This is a genomic window from Nonomuraea sp. GTA35 (genome assembly GCF_041950525.1).
Taxonomy (GTDB): Bacteria; Actinomycetota; Actinomycetes; order Streptosporangiales; family Streptosporangiaceae; genus Nonomuraea.
In genome coordinates this window covers 1,076,036-1,098,308 of the sequence record NZ_JBGNUV010000001.1, presented here as the reverse complement: position 1 = coordinate 1,098,308, position 22,273 = coordinate 1,076,036, and the positions used below count along the sequence as shown (strand labels likewise).

Sequence of the window (22,273 nt, the reverse complement as noted above, 5' to 3'; positions counted from 1 at the left end):
TCGGCATACCATCGGGATCAGGAGGTCGCCAGGTGATCCGGCTACGCGGCGTTTCCCAGGTGTTCGGCGGACGCCGAGGCGCCGTGGAAGCGCTGCGCGAGCTCGACCTCGACGTGGCCGACGGCGAGTTCACCGCCGTCGTGGGCCGCTCCGGCTGCGGCAAGTCCACCCTCCTGCGCCTCATCGCCGGCCTGCTCAGGGCCACCTCGGGAGAGGTACGCGTCGGCGGCGAGCCCGTCGTGAGACCGCGCCGCGACGTCGCCATCATGTTCCAGCGGCCCGCCCTGCTGCCCTGGCGCAGCGTGCTCGACAACGTGCTGCTGCCCGTCGAGATCTTCGGCTGGCCGCGCCAGGAGCACCGCACGCACGCGCACCGCCTGCTGGAGATGGTCGGGCTGGAAGCCTTCCACCGGCGGCTGCCGCACGAGCTGTCCGGCGGCATGCAGCAGCGGGTCGCGCTGTGCCGGGCGCTCATCCAGCGGCCCCGCGTGCTGCTCATGGACGAGCCGTTCTCCGCCCTCGACGCGCTCACCCGCGAGGAGCTGTCGATCGAGCTGCAGCACATCCACATGGAGCACGCCGCCACGGTCGTCCTCGTCACCCACTCGATCGAGGAGGCCGTGCTGCTGGCCGACCGGGTCGTCGTCCTCACCCCGCGCCCCGGCCGCATCCTCACCGTCGTGGACGTGGAGGTGCCCCGCCCGCGCACGCTCGGCCAGCACGCCTACGCCGCCGACCTGGCCCGCTGCTCGGCCGAGCTGCACGAGGTGCTCGGCGCCCGCCGCGCCGCCACCGAACCGCCCCCGGCTCCGCAACGGTAGACGGCGCGGATCCGATCCGCGGACGCCGGCAGGTCCAGCGCTCCCGGTGGCGGCGAATACCGGTTGCCTGGCACCTGCTGTTGCCCGAATCATGTGCGTGTGGTGCGGATGGCCTTCGGCGTGGTGACGGGACGGGATCAGCAGGTACGGGACGCCGTTGGGCGGCCGGTGACGGACGAGCACCTCCCCGGGCCCGCTGCCGGTGACGGTGGCGATGGCGATGGAAGAGGCGATGGAAGAGGCGATGGAGGAGGCGATGGAGGTGGCGGCGGGGCGCCCGTCGCCGTCGGCCCCGCGGGCGCCGACCCCGGCCCCGCCGTGACGGCCCTGGCCCGGCTCCTCCAGAGCGGCGACGACGGTGTGACGGCGGCCGGGGCCGGCATCGCGCTCTCCCCCGGCTTCCTCTCCGCCCGCCTCCACGGCGCACGCGGCGACCGGCGAGACGCCGTACTGGCCGCCCTGCGCCTCCTCGGCCTGGACAGCCTGCACCGCCTGGGCGATCGGGCGGGCGTCCTGGTCGCGCTGTTCGGCACGGAGGCCACCAGACCGCTGGCCGCCGCCGCGAGCCGGACCATCGCCGAAGGCCGCTGGACCGCGCTCCAGCTCGCCTCCGCCGCCAGCGGCGTGCTGGGCGCCGAACAGCTCGTCCACCTCCTGACCGTGGACGCCCCCGCGCTCGACCCGACCCCGCGGGCCGCCGCCTCCACCATGGCGGCCCACCTCGAACAGGTCCTCGCCCCCTACCCCCGCAAGCGGCGCCTCGACCTCCTCCTCGACCTGTGGCAGCAGGTCTCGGCCCACCAGGAACAGCTCCGGCTCAGGCAGCGGCGACGCGCCACCCAGGGCAGGCAGAGCAGGCTCGAAGAGCTCACCACCCGCTACCGGGCCTACGACGACGCGCAGCTGATCAAGCAGATCCGCCGCGAGCTCGGCCACGACCCGTCGATCGCCGAAGCCGCCCGCTGGCAGCCCCAAGCCTGGCAGGTGACCGTGTTCATGCGCCGCATCCTGGACGACGCCCTGGCCGCCACAGCCTTGCTGCGTACCGCCGTCAACGTGGGCGACCATGGCGTCGTCCAGGGCATGAACCGCTCCACCGCCCTGCTCACCGCCGGCGCCCGTGCCATCGGCCCCGAGGAGGCCCGCGACGCCGCCCGCCGCGTCCCCGGCCTCGCCGGGCTCCCCGCCCGCCCCGGCTGCTACGTCAGGGACCTGGCCGCCCAGCTCGGCAACCCCTCCGAGCCGTACGTCCGGCAGCGCCTGGCCAGAGCGGCCGAGTACGCCGACATCGTCATGGACGTCGTCACCGATCGCCTCCTCGAGTACCAGGATCAGCTCGGCGGCTGGTCGCTGGGGAACCTGCGCGACTGGCGCGACAGCGTCGGCCATCTCAGCCACCGCGACCCCGCCCACTGGGCCCAGCCGCCGGTCGCCGGCGGCCGCCCCCCGCTCATGGAACGCCTGGAGAGCCGCCCCGGCACAGCACCGGCCGAGGAGGAGACGGTGGGCGACCTGCTCTGGTACGCCGAGCTCGCCGACGCGCTCGCCCAGCTCAACGGCCACGACCAGGCCGATGTGGAATACGGCCCCGGCTACCCCTACGTCGACTGCACCCCCGTCCCGGACGACGAGCAACAGCTCGTCCCCTCGCTCGGCTCCATCCCCTCGGCCCTGGCGGGAGCGGCGCAGCTCGTCTCGTTCGGCGGACGACCCTCCCGGCAGTGCCGCACCTGGCCGGACCTCACCGACCGGCTCCTCGCCGGCCTGGGCATCACCCAGCGGCTCACCACCGCCTTCCACACCCCCGAACCGCTGCTCGCGCTCGACGGCACCCTCCTGCCCGGCACCCAGGCACGCCTGGAGTTCGCCCGCAACGCGCGCATGCTCGCCCAGTGGGCCACGTACATGGGCAACTGCATCGCCTCCCTCCCCTATGTCGAAGCCGCCGAGCAGGGCAGGTCGGCCCTGGTGGCGCTGCGCGACGAGAGCGGCCGGATCGTCGCCAACATCGAGCTCGAACGGCACGCCCGCGGCTGGCGCGCCAGCGAGATCCGTGCCCGGTTCAACGCCGACCCCGATCCTGACCTGCGCCGGCGGATCCTCGCCTGGGCCGCTGCCCTTCCCCCGTCCGCTCCTGACGAGCCGGCCGGGCCGCCGGCCCGCGAGCACCTCCCCGAGCCCCGGCCGGCCGGCCGGCGCCGCGCGGACCGCACGTTCCAGGAGGTCAGCGGGCCCTTGGCGCGGCTCGCGGCCGACGCCCTGGCGGCCCAGGACACGTCCGACGCCCTGCACACCCTGCGGTCCCTGTACGCCCTCCGCCCGGCCACGCCACCCGCCACCGCAGCCGACGCAGGTACAGGTGCAGGTGCTGCTGCCGGTACTGCTGCCCGCAACGGGGCCATGGCCAGGGGCGGCGGCGCCGGGGCTGACGCGCATGCCGGTCCCGGCCAGGCTCGGGACGTGCTCCCGGACACCGAGCCCGTGACCGCGTTGCGCCGCCTTCCCGCCGACCGCGTCGAGCGCCGCTGCCGGGACGAACTGCCGTCGGTGGGCCTGGCGGCTCTGTGGCGGGCCACCGGGGTGCGCCCGCTCGAACGGGCCCTCGCCGCACTCCCCGCCGCCCAGCACCCCTACCCGGCCGAACCCGGGGAAGGCCCTGACGCGACCGGGCCCGGGAAACGCCCTGACTCGGCCGAGTCCGGAGGCCGTCCGCAGCTCGCACTTCTCCTGCTCGACGCTCCCCTGCCCGGCTCGCTCCGGAAGCTCGCCCGCTACGAGGCCGTCGCGCCCGCTCGCTCGATGGAGCTGGTCGCCCGCAGGATCCGCGCCGCCATCGGCCGCCTGGCGCGCACCGGGGATCCCGTGCTCGCCCAGCAGGTGACCCGCCGCGCCGACACTGCGGTGCTGTGCTCGCTGGTCGTCGCGGTCACGTCCTGGCCGCCGGATCCCCGCCTGCCTACCGTGGCGGTGAGCGAGCCGGGCAAGACGAGCGTGCCCGGTTTTCCCCGTTCGGACCTCGAGGACCCGTCCGGGCCGTGGCAGCGCGCGCTTGCAGGGGCCGTGGAGCTCGGCGCGGACCTGGACGCGTTCTGGGCGCGCGTCGCCGGTGAGGGGCTCAACGTCCCGGTCGCCTGGCTGGGGCACGGCGGCTGGAACGCGCTGTGGCAGCGCTCCGCCCGCTGAGGTTCATGCTGCGGCAGCTCGCTGCCTGCCGAGGTTTCATCGTAGCGGACGCCTTTACATTGTAGATTTCCAGCTGCGGCCCTCTAGGCTGAAGGCCATGGACATCGCCACGGCCGCCAAGCTCTGGAACGCCGACCCGGGCTGGCTGAACACCGCCTCCTACGGCCTCCCCCCGCGCCGCGCCTTCGACGAGCTCCAGGCCGTGCTCACCGACTGGCGCCACGGCCGCACCGACTGGAAGCCGTGGGACGCCTCCGTCGGGCGTGCCCGGGCCGCGTTCGCCCGCCTCGTCGGGGCCCCGGCCGCCGAGGTGAGCGTGAGCTCGACGGTGTCGCAGATCATGTCCGTGGTGGCCACCGCGCTGCCGCCCGGCGCCAAGGTCGTGGTGCCGGAGATCGAGTTCACCAGCAACCTGTTCCCCTGGGCGGTGGCGGCCGAGGTCGAGACGGTGCCCGCGGACCGGCTGGCCGAGGCGATCACCCATGACACCGCCGCCGTGGCGTTCAGCCTGGTGCAGTCGGCCACCGGGTACGTGACGCCGCTCGCGGACATCGTCGCCGCCGCCCGGGACCATGACGCGCTGGTCATCGCCGACGCCTCGCAGGCGTGCGGCTGGCTGCCCGTCGACGTCGCGGGCGTGGACGCGCTGGCCTGCGCGGCGTACAAGTGGCTGATGGCGCCGCGCGGAGCGGCGTTCGCCTACCTGTCGCCGCGGCTGCGCGAGCGCATGCGCCCGCTGGCCGCGAACTGGTATGCCGGCGCCGACGAGGGCGGCTCCTACTACGGGCCGCCGCTGCGGCTGGCCGGTGACGCGCGGGCGTTCGACCTGTCGCCGGCCTGGTTCTCGTACGTCGGCGCCGCGCCCGCCATCGAGCTGCTGAACGAGATCGGCGTCGAGCACATCCGCGACCACGACGTCGCCCTGGCCAACCGCTTCCGAGCGGGCCTCGGCCTGCCACCGTCCGACACGGCCATCGTCTCGGTGGACGCGCCCGGCGAGCGGCTGGCGGCGGCCGGGATCCGGGCGGCCGTACGGGCGGGCAGGGTGCGCGCCAGCTTCCATCTCTACACGACGGAGGACGACGTCGATCGCGCACTCGACGCCCTGACCTGACCGAGGCGCCGCCATGACGCGCACCACCCCGGCCCTCACCACGACACCGGCTCCCTGACGGCCGGGCCCCGGTGGCGTCACGGGTTCGCCGATGGTGTGTACCTGCCGGCCAACGCCGCCCTGACCGCCCTGCTCGTCCCGTTCGGCGTGGCCACGTTCGGCGGGAGCGCCGAGGTGGGTCACCTGCTGTCCGCGCCGGGGCTCGACTTCCTGCTCGGGGCGCCCGCCAGCCGCCGTCTGGTGGACCGCTTCGCGCCGAGGCGGGTCATCGCCACGGCGCAGGCGCTCGTCGGCGCGGCTTCCTGCTGCTGTTCAACAGCACCGCGCTGGCCGCCGCCGTGCTGTTCGGGCTGCCGGGGGTGACGGTGCTGGTCGCCGTGCAGACGTACGTGCAGCGCGCCGCCCCCGGCCACCTCCTCGGCCGCGTCACCGCCGTGTTCCTCACCGTGGAGGCGGGCCTCGCGCCGGGCGCTCAGGTGAGCGGGTGCTCGAACCCGCGCTCCGACATGCGCCTGGCCACCTCGACCAGGTCCGCCCTGAACTCCTCGACGCGCTCGTCGCCGAAACGGACGGTGGGCCCGCTCAGCGTGAGCGAGGCGACGGTCGCCTTCGAGCCGCCGGTGACCGGGACGGCCACCGCCGACAGGCCGGGCTCGCGCTCGCCGTGGCTGACCGCGTACCCGTCGCGCTCGGCCTGCGCGGCCCACTCCCGCAGCGTCGCCACATGCCCCTCCCCGTACGGCGAGGAGCGCGCCACCCGTTCGAGCAGCCGCTCCGGCGCGTCCTTGAGCAGCACCTTGGAGGACGCGCCCGCCCACAGCGGCAGCTCGTCGCCCACCCGCACCACGTGCCGCAGCGGCTGCGGGCTCTCCTGCTGCGCGATGCACACGCGGTGCACGTCCCGCAGCACGTAGAGGTTGACGGTCTCCCGCTGCCGCGCCCCGAGCTCCCGCATGAGCTGCACGGTCTCCGGCGGCAGCTCCCAGGCGTTGCGGGCCAGATGGGCCCACCGCCACAGGGCCGGGCCCGCCGCGTAACCCTTCGGCGTGGCCCACAGCAGCCCCATGTGCTCCAGCGTCTGCAGCATCCGCAGGGCGGTCGTCTTGGCCAGCCCGGTCTCCTCCACCACCTCGCGGATCGTCAGCGTCCGGCGGTCCTCGGTGAGCAGCGACAGGATGTCGAACGCCCGCTGCACGCTGCGCACGCCGCCGGCGTCTTCAGCCTGGTTCGAAGGCACGGGATCCTCACTCGTCGGTCGAATGGTTACCTGCCGCTCACCCTCTCATGCGACCGGACCGCATGCGTTCGTCAGCGGAACTGCCGCGTGGGAACGTTCCGCGCAAGGGGCGAACCCGTCGCGCGCGCCGGTGGCGCGAGTGCGGCGGTGCGCCGTCAGCTCCGGCGGCCGGGAGCCAGCGCGGCCAGCTCGTCCGCTCTCCGGAGGTCCTTGGGGCGACCCAGGGCGCGGCGCATCAGGATCAGGTCCTCCCGGGAGACGTAGTGAACTTCCAGGCCGTCCGGGCCGAGCGCGGTGATCGCGCGATCGAGGAAGTCCTGGACGCGATGGTCGCCCCAGGGGAGCTCCGGGGTGCAGCAGTCGCCGCCGGCGCCGGGCGCGGTGAACTGCACCTTGGGGCGGAGGAAGGAATCGGGGCGGATCGCCACGGGCCTGCCCGCTTCGTCGGCGAGCCGGGCGCCGACGGAGGCGAAGGCCGCCGCCAGGGCCGGGGCGTGCGCCGGGACGCCGTCCCAGAGCAGGTCCAGGTCACCGGTCAGTTCGGTGGACCCGTGCATGATGCCGGCCACCTGCCCGATCACCACAGCCCGGACGCCGTTGTCATGGAGGGCTCCGAGCAGGGGGAAGGGGTCGAACCCGAGGGCGCCGTCCGTGCCGATCGTGCCGACGTCGTCGTCGGCGTCCTCGTGGCTCAGGCCGGTGGCCGCCCGGTTCAGGGCCAGTTCGCGGGTGCGTCGGGCGGCGGCGCGGAGCCGTTCCAGCGGTTCGTCGATCATCCGGCTCATGCAACACCAGGACGCGCTCGTGCCGCACTCGAATTTCCCCGCTCGGCATCGGTTTCCGCAGGCAGGGCGTGCGGAGGGCCTTAGACGTACGGGATGGGGTTGCGGGTTCGACAGCCCTCGGTCGCACCTATGACAGCGCACCGTAACTGGCCGCTACGTTCTGTAACCATCCCCACCGGCAAGACCAATCACGGAACACATCGCCCCCTCCACTCACAGAGAGGCACCTTCATGCGTCACTCAGCCCGCATCGCCACCGTCACCCTCGCCGGCGCCTTCGCGCTCGCCGCCGTCGCCGGCCCGGCGTCCGCCAACGTCCCCAGCGGCATCGAAGGCACCATCAGCACGCTCAACGGGAACAGCGTCCTCAACGGAAACCAGGTCCCGGTGTGCATATCCGGGGTCGAGGCGGCCGGCGTCGGGGTCAAGGTACCGGTGGGCTCGAAGGAGTCGTCCGGCTGCGTCCAGCACTGACCCCTCCCCCCGCGGTCCCTGCCCGGGACCGTCCGTAAGCCCCGCAGCGCGGCGTTCGTCCTGGTGCTCACGGCCGGCGTCGATGTCCGGCACCACCGGACGCCGCGCTGCGGCCCGACAGCGTGTCCCGGGTCTCCGCTGCGCGGCAAGGAGCCGCGCAGCGGAGATTCCCCTTACAGCCCGTAGCGGCTCTTCAGATGCCGCCACCAGCCGCGGGACATCCATGCGTCGAACTCCGTGATCGACGACGCACTGCCCGCCTTCATCGGGAAGCAGCACATCCCGGTCGGCCCGGCGGTCGGCGCCGGTGGGCCGCCCGCGGTCTCGGCCGGGGATTGTCGGTGCGGCCGCGTAGGGTTCCGGCATGGCCATGCTCATCGGACGCGAACGACCCGCCGCCATCCTGCGCGGCGAGGTGGAGCGTGCGCTGACCAGCCACGGAGCGCTGGTCCTCGTGACGGGCGAGGCGGGCATCGGCAAGAGCACGCTGGTGGCGAGCGCCGCCCGGGAGGCCGTGCGCGGGGGCGCCAGGCTGCTCACCGGCGCCTGCTGGGAAGGCGACGGCGCGCCGGGCTACTGGCCGTGGGTGCAGGTGGTCAGGCAGCTCGCCCCCGGGGCCACGCCGCAGAGCCTGGCGGGCGCCGACGGGGAGGCGTTCCAGCTCTACGACGCGGTGACGGGCCTGCTGGTGGACGCCTCGCGGGAGCAGCCGGTGGTGGTCGTCCTCGAAGACCTGCACTGGGCCGACGCGGCGTCGTTGCGGCTGCTGGAGTTCGTGGTGGGGCACGCCTGGTTCGAGCGGCTGCTCGTGATCGGCACCTACCGCGACGCGGAGGTGGACGGAACGCTCAGCCTCCCCCTGGAGGCCAAGGCCACCACCCTGACGCTGACCGGGCTCGACCTCGAAGGCGTGGCGCGGCTGGTGGCCCGTACGACGGGGCTGGTCCCGGGGGCCGAGCTGGTCGCGGAGATCCATCAGCGCACGGGCGGCAACCCGTTCTTCGTGGAGCAGACGGCACGCCTGTGGCAGGGCGGCAGCCCGCTGGCCACGATCCCACCGGGAGTGGGCGCGGCGGTCCGGCGGCGGCTGTCGCGGCTGGCGGGCGACGTTCTGGACGTGCTGCGGATGGCGGCGGTGCTGGGGCGCGAGTTCACCGAGGACAGCCTGGTCACGGCCTTGACCCACGCGTCGTCACCGGCCCTCGACATCCGGCCCGGCCCCGCCGCCCCTTGCCTCGGCATCCGGCCCGGCCCCGCCGCGCCTGCCCTCGGCATCCGGGCCGGCGACGCCGTTCCGAGCCTCGGCACCCGGCCAGGTGGCGCCGTTGCTGCGACAGCCGACGCGCCGGCCGGGGGCGCTGCACCTGGGCTCGCCGTCACTCGGCCGAATGGCATCACGGACACCCGCCCGCTTTCCGGCGGCGGCTCCCTACCGGCGCCCCAGGGCGGCGCCGCCCCAGCTTCCCGCGGATCCGTCCGCAAGGCGCTCGACCAGGCCGTGTCGGCCAAGCTCGTCGTCCCGCACGGCGCCGGGCGCCACGCGTTCGTGCACGACCTGGTGCGCGAGACCCTCTACGCCGAGCTCGACGAGCCGTGCCGGGCCGCCCTGCACGCGTCCGCCCTGGTGGCGCTCGACACGGCGCTGCCCGCCACCCGCGCCCACCACGCCTACCTGGCCGCCGTACCCGACGCGGCCGATCTGCTCCTGGCCGCGGCCAGGGACGCCGAGGGGCGGATGGCGGACGAGGAGGCCGCGGGCCACTTCCGCCGCGCCCTGGACCTCACGCCCGCCTCCGACCTGCGCCGGCGGGCCACGATCGGGCTCGACCTGGGCGTGGCCCAGCACCGCGCCGGCGACACCGCCGCGGGAGTACGCAGCCTGGAAGCGGCCCTCGTACTCACCCGCCGCCTCGACACCCCCGACCTGCTGGCGATCGCGGCCCTGAAGCTGCACGACCTGTGCTACACCGGTCAGGGCCGCTGGACCGGCTTCGTCCACGAGGCCCACCACAAGCTGGTGCGTCGCGCCGCTCCCTCCCCGCCCCCGCCGACCACCCCACCGCCCGATCCGGCCACCGGCGCAAGCCTCGGCCCGGGCGCGGGCACGAGCTTCAGCGCGGGCACGGGCATAGGCCCAGGCGTGGACCCGAATGCGGGCGCGGCCCCCAGCACAAGCACGGGTGTGGCGGCGGGCGCACGCAAGGGTGGTGGTCCGGAGGTGTCGGCGGGGGCGGTGAAGGGCGAGGATCGGCTGAACGTGGCGGCGCGCGAGTTGACCGAGGTGGCCGCCGACCTGGCCAGGCAGGGCGAGGACGACGAGGCGCTCGGGTACAGCCTCCTGTCCAGGCTGGGCATCATCTGGGCTCCGGGCACCACGGCCGAGCGGCTGGCGATCACCGAGGAGCTGTCGGCGGTGGCCAGGCGCACGGGTGACGATCAGCTCGACCTGACCGCCCGTTCCTGGCGCATCGGAGCGCTGCTGGAGCTGGGCGACCCGCGCTGCCTGGCGGAGCAGCGCGCGTTCACCACCCGGGCGGAGTCCTCGGGGCTGGCGCTGTTCCAGCACGAGGCCGCCGTGCTGGAGGCCGCGTTCGCCACGCTCACCGGCCGCTTCGACGAGGCGGACGGCCACATCGACGCCGCCTACGACCTCGGCGAGCAGCCGGGCATCGGCGGGCGCGACCTGCGCTGGATGCAACGCTGGTCGGCCGCCCTGCTCAGGGGGCGCTTCGACGTGGCCGACACCGTGCTGGCGGAGATGCGGAGCGGGGGCAGCCAGCACTTCCCGCTCTATCAGGCCGTGACGGCGGTGCAGCGGGGCGGTGGCAGCGAGGCCGCCATGCGGCACCTGGCGCAGATCATGGCGGCGGGCGAGCAGTACCTGCGCTGGATGGCGCCGCTGTGGCTGAGGTTCCAGGCGCAGGCGGCCGCCCGTTCGAAGGATCCGGTGCTCTGCGAGCACGCCCGGGCCGCGATCTCCCCGTACGTCGGCCAGTGGGGCGTCACCGCGACCGTCGCCGTGGAGGGCCCGTACGCCCATTGGGCGGCCGTGCTGGACGCGGCCCAGGAACGCTGGGACGACGCGGTCGCCGGCTTCACCGCGGCCTACCGGGCGGCCGACGTCCTGGGCGCGCGGCCCTGGTCGGTCGAGTCGCGGGCCCGCCTGGCGGAGGTGCTGCTGGCCCGCGGCGACGACGCCTCCGCACTGATCGAGCAGGTGGAGCGGGAGGCCGCGGAGCTCGGCATGCTGGTACGCCTGCCGAGCTCCGGAGCCGCCGCCTTCCGCTTCGACGGTGAGGTGTGGACCCTGACCTTCGCCGGCCGTACCGTGCACCTGCCCGACTCCAAGGGCCTGGCCGACCTGCGCGTCCTGCTCGCCCGGCCGGGAATCGACGTGCCGGCGGTCGAGCTGCTCAACCCGCCGGGCGGCGAGGTGGTGATCGCGGCGCGGAGCATGGGCGGCGACGACGTGCTCGACGAGGAGGCCAGGGCGCGTTACCGCAGGCGGCTGGAGCTGCTGGACGAGGAGATCGACCGGGCGGTGGAGCTGGGCGAGGAGCGCCGCGCGGCCGAGTTCGACGCGGAGCGGCAGGCGCTGCTGGACGAGCTGCGTACCGCCGCCGGCCTGGGCGGCCGTCCTCGCCGCCTCGGGGACGAGGCCGAGCGGGCCCGCAAGGCGGTCACCAACCGCATCCGCAACACGCTCCGCCAGCTCGACCAGCGCCACCCTGAGCTGGCCGCCCACCTGCGCGCCTCGGTCTCCACCGGCTCGACCTGCCGCTATCTCCCGGCCTCGGAGGTCCGCTGGTCCACCTGACCGTTCGTACCGGCCTCGCGGGAGCCGCCGCCGCGCGGCGCCTCAGGCGCGGCCGCGCGACACCGGAGGCCGGCGGAGCCGTGGCGGAGGAGGGTCAGCGGAGCTTGGTGAAGAAGGTCGTGACGTCCTCGGCGAAGACGGCGGGCTGTTCGGCGGCGAAGAAGTGCCCGCCCTTGTCGTATTCGGCCCAGTGCACGATGTTGTGGTCGCGTTCGGCCCAGGAGCGGATCGTGACGTCGCACGCCTTGGACACGAGCACGCCCGTGGGGACGGTGCCCCGGGCAGCGGCGGCCCAGTCGCCGGCACCGGCACCGGCACCGGCACCGGCCCAGTCACCCGCCTCACCGGCAGCAGCCCACTCCCCGGAGCCACCCGCTTCGCCAGCGGCATCCCAGCCCCCGGAGTCCCCCCAATCCGCGGCGCTCATGTTCTCGTAGTAGAACTGCGCCGACGACCCCGCCGTCCCCGTCAGCCAGTAGATGGTCACGTTGGTGAGCATGAGGTCGCGATCGAGCGACTCCTCCGGCAACCCCGCCACGGGCTCGGTCAGCTCCTTGAACTTCTCCATGATCCACGCCAGCTGCCCCACCGGCGAGTCGTGCAGCCCGTACGACACCGTCTGCGGCCGCTTGGACTGCGTCTGGAGGTACCCGTCGTTCATGTTCTCCATGGCCGACCAGCGCCGCCGCTCCTCATCCGACAGCCCGTCCATCTCCCCGTCCTGGCCGATCGGGAAGGTGAGTGCCGCGTTGAGGTGGATGCCGACGACGCGGTCGGGGGCGTGCTTGCCCATCTCGGGCGCGATGAAGGCGCCGGCGTCCCCGCCCTGCACGCCGTAGCGGGTGTAGCCGAGCCTGGCCATCAGTTCCGTGAACGCCCGGGCGGAGCGGGCGGCGTCCCAGCCGGTCGCGGAGAGCGGGGCGGAGAAGCCGAAGCCGGGCAGTGACGGGATGACCAGGTGGAAGTCGCGCGAGAGCGGCTCGATGACGTCCAGGAACTCCACGAACGTGCCCGGCCACCCGTGCAGCAGCATGAGCGGCAGCGCGTCGGCCCGGCCGGAGCGGACGTGCACGAAGTGCAGGCGCTGGCCGTCGATCGTGGTGATGTGGTGCGGCAGCTCGTTGAGCCTGGCCTCGTGCGCGCGCCAGTCGTAGCCGGTGCGCCAGTACTCGGCCAGCTCCCTGAGGTAGCCCGCGGGGACCCCGCGCTCCCAGCCGGTGCCGGGAAGCTGGTCCTGCCAGCGGGTCATGGCCAGGCGGGCACGCAGGTCGTCCAGGTCCTGCTGCGGGATCTCGATCCGGAACGGGTGAATTGTCATGATATTTCCTCTCCTTAGCTCTTAAATGCGGAATGCGGCGGCGTGCTCGGCGGCCCACTGCGCGAACGTGCGCCCGGGGCGGCCCGTGACCCGTTCCACGGTCGGCAGCACGACGGAGGCGGCCTCCGGCGGGTTGGCGCCGAGCTGGACCCCGAACTCGATCAGGTCGTCCCCCACCCCCGCCGCCCGCATGGAGGCGCGATACTCCTCCTCGGTCAGCTCCTCGAACCGGATCTCCCGCCCGGTGGCCGCGCCGATCAGCCGCACCCGCTCCTCCGGCGTCAGCGCCTCGGGCCCGGTCAGCGCGTACGTCTCCCCCGCGTGCCCCTCCTCGACCAGCGCCGCCACGGCCACGGCGGCGATGTCGGCCTCGTGCACCACGGCGCCGGGATGGTTGCCGAAGACCCGCACCACGCCCTCCTCCCGGATGGATTCGGCCCAGTCGAAGGCGTTGGCCATGAACTCGACGCACAGCAACTGCGTCCACCCCAGGTCACCGGCTCGCAGCGCCTCCTCGACCGAGGTCTCGTCGAAGCTGCTCAGCACGCTGACGCGCGTCACGCCCGCCTTCGCCGCCAGCTCGACCAGCTCGCGCCCGTTCTCGAGCGGCGCGTAGTCATCGCCCCCGAACGTGATCAGGTGCAGCCCTGTCACACCCTCCAGCGCCGGGGCCAGCGTCTCGGGCGAGGTCAGATCGCCGCAGGCCACCTCGACATCGCCGGGGAACGCGGCCTTGCCGGGGTTCCTGGTCAGCGCCCGTACGCGCGCGCCCCGCTCGACGAGCTGCCCCACGATGCGGCGCCCGACAGTACCCGTGGCGCCGGTCACGAGAATCGTCATCCGTGTTCTCCTGTCCGATGGTGTTCTCCTCTGTCGAACAGGAGGCGCTACACGCGAAATAGCACCCGCTAGACGGCGGAAACGCGGCGGGCGGTTGCATCGTGCCCACCCTGCGAAGACCCCGAGGAGAAGAGGCATCCATGACCGGACACGAGCCCCGGCCGTCCAGGCGGACCGCGCTCGGCCTGCTCGGAGCCGTCCCCCTGACCGCGAGCGGCGTGCTGGCCGCCTCCGGTGTCGCCGAGGCCGCGGCCGGCAGCTCCGGCAGGATCCCCGCCGACCTGCGCCCGGGCGGCGCCTTCGACCGCTCCATCAAGGATCTGGCCGAGCGTGACCAGTTCTCCGGGACGGTGCTGCTGGCGCACCGCGGCCGGCACGTGCTGGCCCGCGCGTACGGCATGGCCGACAAGGACAGGCGCATCCCCAACGAGATCGACACCATCTACGCCATGGCCTCGGCCTCCAAGCCCTTCACCGGCCTGGCCGTGGTGCAGCTCGCCGGGCAGAGGAAGCTCAGGTTCTACGACAAGGTCGGCGACCACCTGGACGGCTTCCCGGCGGAGATCGCCGAGCACGTCACCGTGCACCAGATGCTCACGCACACGTCCGGGATGACCGACCCCACCAACGACAGGCCGGAGCCGCACGTCTTCACCAGCGTCGAGGAGCGGAACCGGGACATCGCCGCCCGCGCCAGGTCACAGGAGCTGCGCTTCACTCCCGGCACGAGCAAGGAGTACTCGAGCATGGGGTACGAGGTGCTCGGGGAGCTGGTGGCCGCGGTGTCGGGGCAGCCGTTCCACGAGTACGTCCGCGAGCACGTCTTCGAGCGGGCGGGCATGGTGGACTCCGCCTATCACACCAGGACCGAGTGGCTGGCCCGCGAGCGCATCGCGCATCCGTACATGCTGCAGGAGGACGGCTCGCGCGTCGACGGCGTGCGCCGTCTGGACAAGGGCGGCGCCGGCGGGGTGAAGGGCAGCAACTCGGCGCGCGCGTTCATCGGTTCCGGCGGCGGGAGCGGCTTCACCACCGCCCCCGGCATCTCCCACGGCGGCGGCATCGCGGGCGGCTCGACGAACTGGAGCATCTACCTCGACATCGACTGGGTCGCGGTCGTGCTGTGCAACTACGACCTGCAGATCGAGCCGATCATCGAGGCGGAGCGCAGCCGGATCACGGCGTGAGCGGCTGCCCGCCGCCCGTCAGGTAGTGCTGCACCACCGGCCCGATGTCGCGGGCGAGCGTGTCGACGTCGGCGTCCACCATGGGCGGGAACCGCAGCACGTACCGGGTCAGTGCCAGGCCGAGGAGCTGGGTGGAGGTGAGCGCGGCGCGGTGCTCGGCGTCGGGCGCCCCCGTCAGGCGGGCCACGAGCGCGGTGATCTGCGTGGCGAACACCTCGCGCATCCGCTCGGCGGCCATCGGGTTCGTGCTGGCCGAGCGCAGCAGCAGGATCAGCACGTCGTCGGCCTGCTCGCCTTCCCAGCGGGACAGGAAGTGCCGCACGATCAGCTCGCCCAGCCGCTCGCGCGGCGGCTGGGCGAGTCTGTCGAGCCGCAGGTCCACGTCCACGGCCGCGTTGAACAGCCCGGCCTTGCTGCCGTAGTAGCGCATGACCATCGACGGGTCCACGCCGACCAGCGAGGCGACCGCCCGGATCGTCATCGCCTCGTAGCCGCGCTCGACGAGCAGCTTCCTGGCGGCCGAGAGGATGGCGTTCCGGGTGGCTGCCGATCTCTCGGTGAAAGCCATGACAACGAGTGTAGGCCAACATGCGTACGACTCAGGCCCGTCAGCGGTGCTTGGCCGTCCATTCCGCGATGGCCTCGGCGATGACCAGGGGCTGGTCCTCCGGGGTGTGATGGCCCGCGACCTCCTCGCGCTCCACGATCTCGAGGGAGGCGATGGTGTCGCGGCACCAGGCGATGGTCTCGCGCGTCCACATGGAGCCGGGGCCGGGGCGGAAGCCGATCAGCAGCTTCGGCACCTCGGCGCTGGTGGCCAGCCACCGGCCGAACGCCTCGATCCTGGCCACCACGCCGGCGGGCTCGCCGTCCAGCGGCATCGAGCGGGCCCAGCGCAGCAGCGGCAGCCGGCTCTCCCTCGTCGGGTACGGCCGCAGGTACGCCTGGATGTCCTCGTCGGCCATCGGCGTGACGACGCTGCCCGGCAGGCCGCGCAGGAAGGCGTTGTCGTCGAGCAGCATGGTCTCCCCGACGCCCTCCGTCTTGATCGCCCGGAACAGCGGCCGGCCGCCTTCGGGGAACTCCTCCCAGGTCATCGGCTTGACGATGGCCTCGGTGAAGGCGATCCCGCGGACCCGCTCCGGGTGGCGGGCGGCCCAGTCGAAGGCGAGGGCGCCGCCCCAGTCGTGGCCGACGAGGAGCACGTCGTCCAGGTCGAGGGCGTCGAACCAGGCGTCCAGGTAGCGGGCCTGGTCGTCGTAGGTGTAGTCGATGGCGGGCTTGCCCGACTCGCCCATCCCGATCAGGTCGGGGGCCAGGCGGCGGCCCTGGCCGACGGCGGGCATGACGTGGCGCCACAGGTGGGAGGAGGTCGGGTTGCCGTGCAGGAAGACGATCGGCGAGCCGGAGCCGAGCTCACGGTAGGACATGGTGGAGTCGAGTACGTGCTGGATGGGCATGGCAGGGTCCTTTCAGAGGTTCAGGTGCAGGAAGCGGTCCACCGCGATCTCGATCACGACCCGGCCCGGCGGGCCGGGCGGCGGTGACAGGTAGCGCCGGGTGTAGCGGCGGGCGGCCTCGGCGATCCGGCGCGGGTCGTGCGACACCGTGGCCGGGCCTTCCAGGGTGGTCCAGCGGAACCCCGCGACCTGGCAGAGCGCCACCCGGCCGCCGCCCGGGGCGCCGGCCAGGTTGCGGGCCTTGCGGGAGGTGGCGACGGTCAGCACGCGGGCGAGGCCCGCCTCCCGGTCCCAGGTGAAGCGCACGGGCGCCACGTGCGGGGATCCGTCGGGCCGCAGCGTGGTCAGAGTCGCCAGGGCCGGCCCGGCCAGGAACTCCTCCACCGCACGCGGCGGGCCGCCGCTCACGCCGCCGCCCCGTCCGTGCGACGGGACATGCCGGAGCTGGACGCGCGATCGCACGCGCCCGAGCCGAACGCCAGATCACACGTCACCGAGCCGGACGCCCTGCCGAGCACCTGCGGGCCGGACGCCCGGCCGAGCACCTGCGAGCGGGATGCCCGGCTGAGCACCGGCGGGCTGGGCGCCCTGGCGGGCGTCGCGGCCACCCGGGCGTCGGACGGATGGGCAGGTGCTCCGGCCGCCTGGAGGCGGGGTAGACGCGCGAGCGTCCTGGCCGGCTGGACTGTGGACGGACGGGTGAGCGGCCCCGACGTCGGAAGGCCGCGATGTTGCGGGTGGCCCAGGCGGCGAAGGTGCTCGGGACGCGGCCCAGGCCCTGGCCGCAGGGAGACCGCGGTGACCGGCTCCCCCGCCGCGGCCGTCAGCCGGACCAGTTCGCCTCCGACGTGGCCGGTGGCACCGGTGACAACGAACATGGGTTCACTCCCAGGAGTTAGTTAGTTGACTGACTCAATCCCGAGAACATAGCGGGCACCGGGCGGCTTTGTCTATAGTTAGTCAGGTGACTGACTCAACACGGGCGGGAAAGCGGGAGCGGCTGGCCGGCGCCGCCGTACGAGTGCTCCATGAGCAGGGCGTCGAGAAGACCACCCTGGCCGACATCGCACGCGCGGCCGACGTGCCCGTGGGCAACGTCTACTACTACTTCAAGACCAAGGACCAGCTCATCGAGGCGGCCATCGAGGAGCACGGCCACCACCTCGGCACCATGGTCGAGGCCCTGGAACGGCTCGGCACGCCGCAGGAGCGGCTCAAGGCGCTCATCCAGGGGTGGATCGGGGAGAGCGACCTCACCGCCCGGTACGGCTGCCCGACCGGCACCCTCGCCGCCGAGCTGGACAAGCGCGACGACGGCCTCGACCGGGCCGTCGCCAAGGTCATGGGGCGGCTCCTCGACTGGGTGGAGGGCCAGTTCGCGGCCATGGGGCGGGCCGACGCGCGGGAGCTGGCCGTCGCGCTGTTCGCCGCGTACCAGGGGGTCGCGCTGCTGACCAACACCTTCCGCGACCCCGGCCTCATGGAGATGGAGGGCCGGCGGCTGGAGCGCTGGATCGACTCGCTCACCCTCGCCTGATTTCGCCGCCCGGCCACCGGGGCGTTCCCCGCGTGACAACGCGATGAAGCCGGCCTGAAGCCCGCGCCCCGTAGTCTCGCGTCCCGGGCCGGAACCCGCCGCCGCGGCGGCGCCCACGGCCCGCGCGCACGGCCCTGCTTCGCGGGGGTCTCCCACGCGCGGGGGCGGGAGACCCCACCGGCGGAAAAACCGCTCGTGTACGCAGAGTCATCGCTCCTACACTGTCCATTACTGGCACGGTGGTTTGCGGGCGGAGGGCCCCGGTCGGGAGAGGCAGGGTCTGCGGCGATGGGCATGGAGCTGGAAGGGGCCGAGGACATCGCGGTCGCCGGGGCGGAGCCGCCCCGCGGCCTGGAGTCGGTGACCCGTCACGAGGAGTTGGTGCGGCTGCTGGCGGAGCAGTTCGCGCGGGCCGACGTGTCGCTGCGGGAGCTGCAGGCGCGGGCCGACCGGGCGGGCGGCACCCGGCTGCCGCGCGCCACCTGCGCCGACATGCTGGCCGGCCGGCGGTTTCCGAAGAAGGCGGTGATGGTGGCGTTCCTGCGCGGGTGCCGGGTTCCCGAGCAGCGGCTTCCCGCGTGGGAGCAGGCGTGGGAGCGGGTACGGGTGGCCCGGCTCGCGACCATGGCGGCACGGGCGCAGGCGGAAGCCCAGGCGCAGCTCAGCGCCCTCGCCACCGCCACCCCGCCCCGCCCGGCCACCCCTGCCGAGGCCGCCCCGCCCCGCCCGGCCACGCCCGCCGAGGCCGCATCGGCCCAGCCGGATGCGTCGGTCGCAACGATCCAGGCGGACGCACCCGCCGCACCGCCCTGGGCGGAGGCGCCCGCGGTATGGACGCCGGACCGCTTCCAGCCGTACGACGCGACGATGCCGGGCGGGCCGCCGGCAGGCGCGGGAACGACGCCGGAGGGGCCCGGCGTGCCGCCCGCCGTGATGCCGCCGCAGCCGGAGACCCCGGCAGCGGGCGAGCAGGCACGGCGGAAGGTGGCCGGGCAAGCGCAGGAGAGAGCGTCCGGGCAGGCGCAGGAGAAGGCGCCCAGGCAAGCGCAGGAGAAGGTGGCCGGGCGAGCGCCACGGAAGGCGGCCGCCCAACCCGGTCCGGAGGGGAACGGGCAGGAGCGAAGCCGGTGGCGGGCGTTCGCGGTCGCCGTTCTCGCCTCGCTCACCGCCGCCGCGCTCGGGCTCCTGGTGGGCATGTGGGTGTCGCAGCCGGCCGCATCCCACCAGCCGGGCCGCTTCGTCGTGGACGACGGCCGCGCGTTCGGCCCCGGCGGTTCGAGCCGGTTCACCGTGACCGTCGATCCGGCCAACACCGGGGTGCGGCTGATCCGCCGCCTCGACGCCGGCATCGGCAGGCAGCGTGCCGCCATCACGGTGAACGGTGTCCCCGCGGGCACCTGGCAGCCGCTGCCCGTGCAGCAGGCGTTCCGGTGGCAGGACCAGAGCGTGGACCTGCCACCGGCGGTGAGCGCGGGCCGGCGCTCGCTGGCCGTCGTCAACACATTCGTCTCGTCGGACCAGGACTTCAACGAGTTCCGGTACGTCGTCGAGCAGCGGCTCGACGGCGTCTGGGAGACCGCCGGCACCCTCGACGTCGGCCCTCAGCACCTGGAGAGCGAGGCCGCCCACGGCTACGAGATCACCGGGCCTCAGACGTTCGCCGGGGTGCAGGAATTCGCCTATCCACCGTCGGAAAGGGACAGCTGACACCGCCCGGCGAGGCCGCGGCCGCTCAGCCTTGGCGAGGGCGGGCGGCCGCTCGACGCTGGTGAGGGCAGGCGGTGCTCGCAGCGCGAGCACCGCCGCGACGGGCCTTCGACCCGGCCGGCCGGGCGAACGGGGGTCCACCGATCGGTGGATATCGGGACGGGCCTGCGCCGAAGATCCTCGATGCATGACAGTCATCGAGATCAGCGACCTGCGCAAGAGCTACCAGGGCCGTCAGGCCGTGAACGGCGTCTCGCTCACGGTGGAGCGCGGCGAGATCTTCGGGCTCGCCGGCCCCAACGGCGCGGGAAAGACGTCGATCGTGGAGTGCGTGTCGGGGCTGCGGCGTCCCGACGGCGGCACCGTGCGGGTGCTGGGACTGGACCCGCACGGCGGCGACCGGCGCGCGCTCCAGCAGCGCATCGGCACGCAACTGCAGGTGGCCGCGCTGCCTGACGCGATCAAGGTCGGCGAGGCGCTGCGCATGTACGCCTCCTTCTACGACGAGCCCGCCGACTGGCGGGCGCTCATGGACGAATGGGGCCTGACCGGCAGGAAGGGCAGCCGGTTCGCGGGGCTGTCCGGCGGCTGGAAGCAGCGGCTGTTCATCGCCCTGGCCCTGGTGGGCAACCCCGAGGTGGTCCTGCTCGACGAGCTGACCACGGGCCTGGACCCCGACGCCCGCCGGACCACCTGGGGTCTGGTGCGCGCCATGCGCGACCGCGGCGTGACCGTCGTCATGGTCACGCACTTCATGGACGAGGCGGAAGCGCTCTGCGACCGCGTCGCCATCATCGACGGCGGCCGCGTGACCGCCGAGGGCACTCCCCGCGAGCTGATCGGCCAGGCCGGCGCGGGCTCGCTCGAGGACGCCTACTTCGCTCTCACCGGAAGGAACTGACCATGAAGGGTTTCGGGAACGTCGTCGCCGTCGAGCTCAAGCTGGGCCTGCGCGACCCCATGTCGGCCTTCTTCGCACTGGCCTTCCCGCTGATCATGTTGTGGGTCAAGCTGCGCGGCGGGAACAAGCCGCTGTCCAGCGGGGTGCCGACGGTGGACGCCACCGTCCCCATGCTGGCCGCCTTCGTCATCGGGCTGGCCGCCCTGGTGATCCTGCCCGCCACGCTGGCCGGGTACAGGGAGCGCGGCGTGCTGCGGCGGCTGCGGGCCACCCCGGCCGCGCCGGGCATGCTGTTCGGCGCGCAGTGGATCGCCCACATGCTGCTGGCGGTGGCCGGAACGGCCCTGATCGTGCTCGTCGGCGCCTTGGGGTACGGGCTCGCGGCCCCCGCGAACCTGGCCGGCGTGCTCCTGGCCTGGCTGCTCGGCGCGCTGAGCCTGGGCGCCATCGGCCTCCTGGTGGGCGCGCTCGTGCCCAGCGGGCGGGCGGCGACCGTGATCGGGCTCGGGCTGTTCTTCCCCATGGTGTTCCTGTCCGGGGCCGTCATCCCGCGCGAGACGATGTCGGGCTCCATGCGCGCGATCGGCGACCTGATGCCGATGGCTCCGGCGGTGCAGGCGATCCGCGACGGCTGGGCGGGCGCTCCTGCCTCGGCGGCTACGCTGGGAATCATGGTCGCGATCGCGGTGGTGGCGGGCGGCATCGCGCTGAGGGCGTACCGGTGGTGACGCTCGGACGCTGGGACCGGGTCCTGGCGGCGCTGCCGTACCTGCTCGTCCTGCTTCCCGCGCTCTTCTCCCTGCTGCGGGAGTGGCGGGCGGAGGTCCTGGCCCTGGCGCTGTTCGTGGCGGCCTGGCACTGGCTGGTCGTGACCGCGCACCCCGGCTGGGCCACCCGGCGCTGGGTGGTGATCGTCTACTTCGCCGTCCTGCTCGCCGCCGTCGCGGCGCTGGTCAGGATCGACACGGTGTTCACGGTGACGGGCGTGGGGACGTTCCTGCAGTGCTTCGCCCTGCTGCCGGGCCTGTGGGCGTACGCCGGGGTGGCGGTGACGGTCGGCGTGATCGTCGCCGCCCGTCCCGCCGACGGCCGGACCCCCGTGGAGTTGCTCGCCTCCTTCGTCGTGGGCGTGCTGATCTCCTGCATGGCCGGCCTGCTCTTCCAGACCGTCTCGGAGCAGAACGAGCGGCTCAGGCAGACCACCGCCGAGCTGGCCGCGCTCGCGGAGGAGAACGCCGGCCTGCAGGCCCAGCTCCTGATGCAGGCCCGCGAGGCCGGCGTGCTCGGCGAGCGCCAGCGGATGGCCAGGGAGATCCACGACACCATCGCGCAGGGCCTGACCGCGATCCTCACCCAGCTCGAAGCCCTCGGCGACGTGCCGGGGGCCGGTGAGCGGCTGGCGACCGTACGGGCCCTGGCCAGGGAGAGCCTGACCGAGGCGCGCCGCTCGGTGCACGCGCTGCGGCCCGTGCCGCTGGAGGACGCCCCGGGGTTCGCCGCCGCCCTGGGCGAGGTGGCCGAGCGGTGGTCGCGGATCTCCGGCGTGCCCGCCGCCGTGTCCGTGACCGGCGACGCCCGGCCGCTGCACGCCGAGGTGGAGACCACGTTGTTACGGGTGGCGCAGGAGGCGCTGGCGAACGTCGCCAAGCACGCCTCGGCCGGCCGGGTGGTCCTGACGTTGTCGTACATGGACGACGTGGTCGCCCTGGACGTCCGCGACGACGGGGCCGGCTTCGTCCACGAGCCCGGGCGGTCGAGCGGCTTCGGGCTCATCGGGATGCGCCAGCGCGTGATCCGCCTGGCCGGCAGCTTCGAGATCGAGACCTCCCCTGGCCAGGGCACCGGGATCTCCGCCACCGTTCCCGCCATTCCCGCCGCTGCGAGGTCGTGAG

20 protein-coding genes are annotated in these 22,273 nt (G+C 73.8%); 12 read left to right on the top strand and 8 right to left on the bottom strand.

Going from position 1 to position 22,273, the window contains the following annotated elements; genetic code table 11:
* Positions 1-32: 32 nt before the first annotated feature.
* From ACBJ32_RS04910 to ACBJ32_RS04895, 4 genes are all read left to right on the top strand, one after another.
* On the top strand, positions 33-821 hold the full coding sequence (locus ACBJ32_RS04910) for an ABC transporter ATP-binding protein (protein WP_375125610.1): 789 nt from the start codon (positions 33-35) through the stop codon (positions 819-821).
* 318 nt (positions 822-1,139) lie between these two features.
* Positions 1,140-4,004, top strand: coding sequence for a hypothetical protein (locus ACBJ32_RS04905; protein WP_375125609.1), 2,865 nt, complete (start codon positions 1,140-1,142; stop codon positions 4,002-4,004).
* Positions 4,005-4,101: 97 nt separating this feature from the next.
* On the top strand, positions 4,102-5,118 hold the full coding sequence (locus ACBJ32_RS04900) for an aminotransferase class V-fold PLP-dependent enzyme (RefSeq protein WP_375125608.1): 1,017 nt from the start codon (positions 4,102-4,104) through the stop codon (positions 5,116-5,118).
* Between the two features lie 96 nt (positions 5,119-5,214).
* A complete protein-coding gene (locus ACBJ32_RS04895) occupies positions 5,215-5,481 on the top strand; it encodes a hypothetical protein (RefSeq protein ID WP_375125607.1) in 267 nt (88 codons plus the stop codon).
* 109 nt (positions 5,482-5,590) lie between these two features.
* Here the strand turns inward: ACBJ32_RS04895 and ACBJ32_RS04890 are convergent, their stop codons facing one another.
* Together ACBJ32_RS04890 and ACBJ32_RS04885 are read right to left on the bottom strand one after the other, a co-directional pair.
* A complete protein-coding gene (locus ACBJ32_RS04890) occupies positions 5,591-6,355 on the bottom strand; it encodes an IclR family transcriptional regulator (protein WP_375125606.1) in 765 nt (254 codons plus the stop codon).
* A gap of 155 nt (positions 6,356-6,510) precedes the next feature.
* Positions 6,511-7,131 (bottom strand): hypothetical protein, encoded by a 621-nt coding sequence (locus ACBJ32_RS04885; protein WP_375125605.1) that lies wholly within the window; start codon positions 7,129-7,131, stop codon positions 6,511-6,513.
* A gap of 240 nt (positions 7,132-7,371) precedes the next feature.
* Between ACBJ32_RS04885 and ACBJ32_RS04880 the strand changes: the two genes are divergently transcribed.
* Both ACBJ32_RS04880 and ACBJ32_RS04875 read left to right on the top strand, forming a co-directional pair.
* Positions 7,372-7,614 carry a hypothetical protein gene (locus tag ACBJ32_RS04880; protein WP_357892433.1) on the top strand — a complete coding sequence of 81 codons (243 nt, stop codon included), beginning with the start codon at positions 7,372-7,374 and terminating at the stop codon, positions 7,612-7,614.
* 364 nt (positions 7,615-7,978) lie between these two features.
* The gene (locus ACBJ32_RS04875; RefSeq protein WP_375125604.1) at positions 7,979-11,431 is read left to right on the top strand and encodes an AAA family ATPase; all 3,453 of its coding nucleotides are present in this window, start codon (positions 7,979-7,981) and stop codon (positions 11,429-11,431) included.
* 94 nt (positions 11,432-11,525) lie between these two features.
* Here ACBJ32_RS04875 and ACBJ32_RS04870 read toward each other — a convergent pair whose 3' ends face one another.
* Positions 11,526-12,749 (bottom strand): epoxide hydrolase family protein, encoded by a 1,224-nt coding sequence (locus ACBJ32_RS04870; RefSeq protein ID WP_375125603.1) that lies wholly within the window; start codon positions 12,747-12,749, stop codon positions 11,526-11,528.
* A 21-nt stretch (positions 12,750-12,770) separates the two neighbouring features.
* Complete coding sequence (locus tag ACBJ32_RS04865) at positions 12,771-13,589, bottom strand: NAD(P)H-binding protein (RefSeq protein WP_375125602.1); 819 nt, start codon at positions 13,587-13,589, stop codon at positions 12,771-12,773.
* Between the two features lie 140 nt (positions 13,590-13,729).
* On the opposite strand from ACBJ32_RS04865, the gene ACBJ32_RS04860 reads away from it, so the two are divergent.
* The gene (locus tag ACBJ32_RS04860; RefSeq protein ID WP_375125601.1) at positions 13,730-14,776 is read left to right on the top strand and encodes a serine hydrolase domain-containing protein; all 1,047 of its coding nucleotides are present in this window, start codon (positions 13,730-13,732) and stop codon (positions 14,774-14,776) included.
* On the opposite strand, the gene ACBJ32_RS04855 is transcribed toward ACBJ32_RS04860, so the two are convergent.
* Genes ACBJ32_RS04855 through ACBJ32_RS04840 form a run of 4 tightly spaced genes read right to left on the bottom strand, consistent with a single transcriptional unit; the run spans position 14,766 to position 17,114 of the window.
* Positions 14,766-15,344, bottom strand: a complete 579-nt coding sequence (locus ACBJ32_RS04855; RefSeq protein ID WP_375125600.1) for a TetR family transcriptional regulator — start codon at positions 15,342-15,344, stop codon at positions 14,766-14,768. The genes ACBJ32_RS04860 and ACBJ32_RS04855 overlap by 11 nt on opposite strands.
* A 40-nt stretch (positions 15,345-15,384) precedes the next feature.
* Positions 15,385-16,236: a haloalkane dehalogenase gene (locus ACBJ32_RS04850; protein WP_375125599.1), complete on the bottom strand. Its 852-nt coding sequence runs from the start codon at positions 16,234-16,236 to the stop codon at positions 15,385-15,387.
* Between the two features lie 12 nt (positions 16,237-16,248).
* Positions 16,249-16,644, bottom strand: coding sequence for a pyridoxamine 5'-phosphate oxidase family protein (locus tag ACBJ32_RS04845; protein WP_375125598.1), 396 nt, complete (start codon positions 16,642-16,644; stop codon positions 16,249-16,251).
* Positions 16,641-17,114, bottom strand: coding sequence for a hypothetical protein (locus tag ACBJ32_RS04840; RefSeq protein WP_375125597.1), 474 nt, complete (start codon positions 17,112-17,114; stop codon positions 16,641-16,643). Before ACBJ32_RS04840 ends, ACBJ32_RS04845 begins: the two co-directional genes overlap by 4 nt.
* A gap of 86 nt (positions 17,115-17,200) precedes the next feature.
* On the opposite strand from ACBJ32_RS04840, the gene ACBJ32_RS04835 reads away from it, so the two are divergent.
* From ACBJ32_RS04835 to ACBJ32_RS04815, 5 genes are all read left to right on the top strand, one after another.
* Complete coding sequence (locus tag ACBJ32_RS04835; protein WP_375125596.1) at positions 17,201-17,773, top strand: TetR/AcrR family transcriptional regulator; 573 nt, start codon at positions 17,201-17,203, stop codon at positions 17,771-17,773.
* A gap of 288 nt (positions 17,774-18,061) precedes the next feature.
* Positions 18,062-19,480 carry a hypothetical protein gene (locus ACBJ32_RS04830; protein ID WP_375125595.1) on the top strand — a complete coding sequence of 473 codons (1,419 nt, stop codon included), beginning with the start codon at positions 18,062-18,064 and terminating at the stop codon, positions 19,478-19,480.
* Positions 19,481-19,667: 187 nt separating this feature from the next.
* Entirely contained in the window at positions 19,668-20,381 is a 714-nt protein-coding gene (locus ACBJ32_RS04825) for an ABC transporter ATP-binding protein (RefSeq protein ID WP_375125594.1), read from the top strand.
* A 2-nt stretch (positions 20,382-20,383) separates the two neighbouring features.
* The gene (locus ACBJ32_RS04820) at positions 20,384-21,109 is read left to right on the top strand and encodes an ABC transporter permease (RefSeq protein WP_375125593.1); all 726 of its coding nucleotides are present in this window, start codon (positions 20,384-20,386) and stop codon (positions 21,107-21,109) included.
* On the top strand, positions 21,103-22,272 hold the full coding sequence (locus ACBJ32_RS04815) for a sensor histidine kinase (RefSeq protein WP_375125592.1): 1,170 nt from the start codon (positions 21,103-21,105) through the stop codon (positions 22,270-22,272). The genes ACBJ32_RS04820 and ACBJ32_RS04815 overlap by 7 nt, the downstream gene beginning before the upstream one ends.
* The last annotated feature ends 1 nt before the right edge of the window (position 22,273 follow it).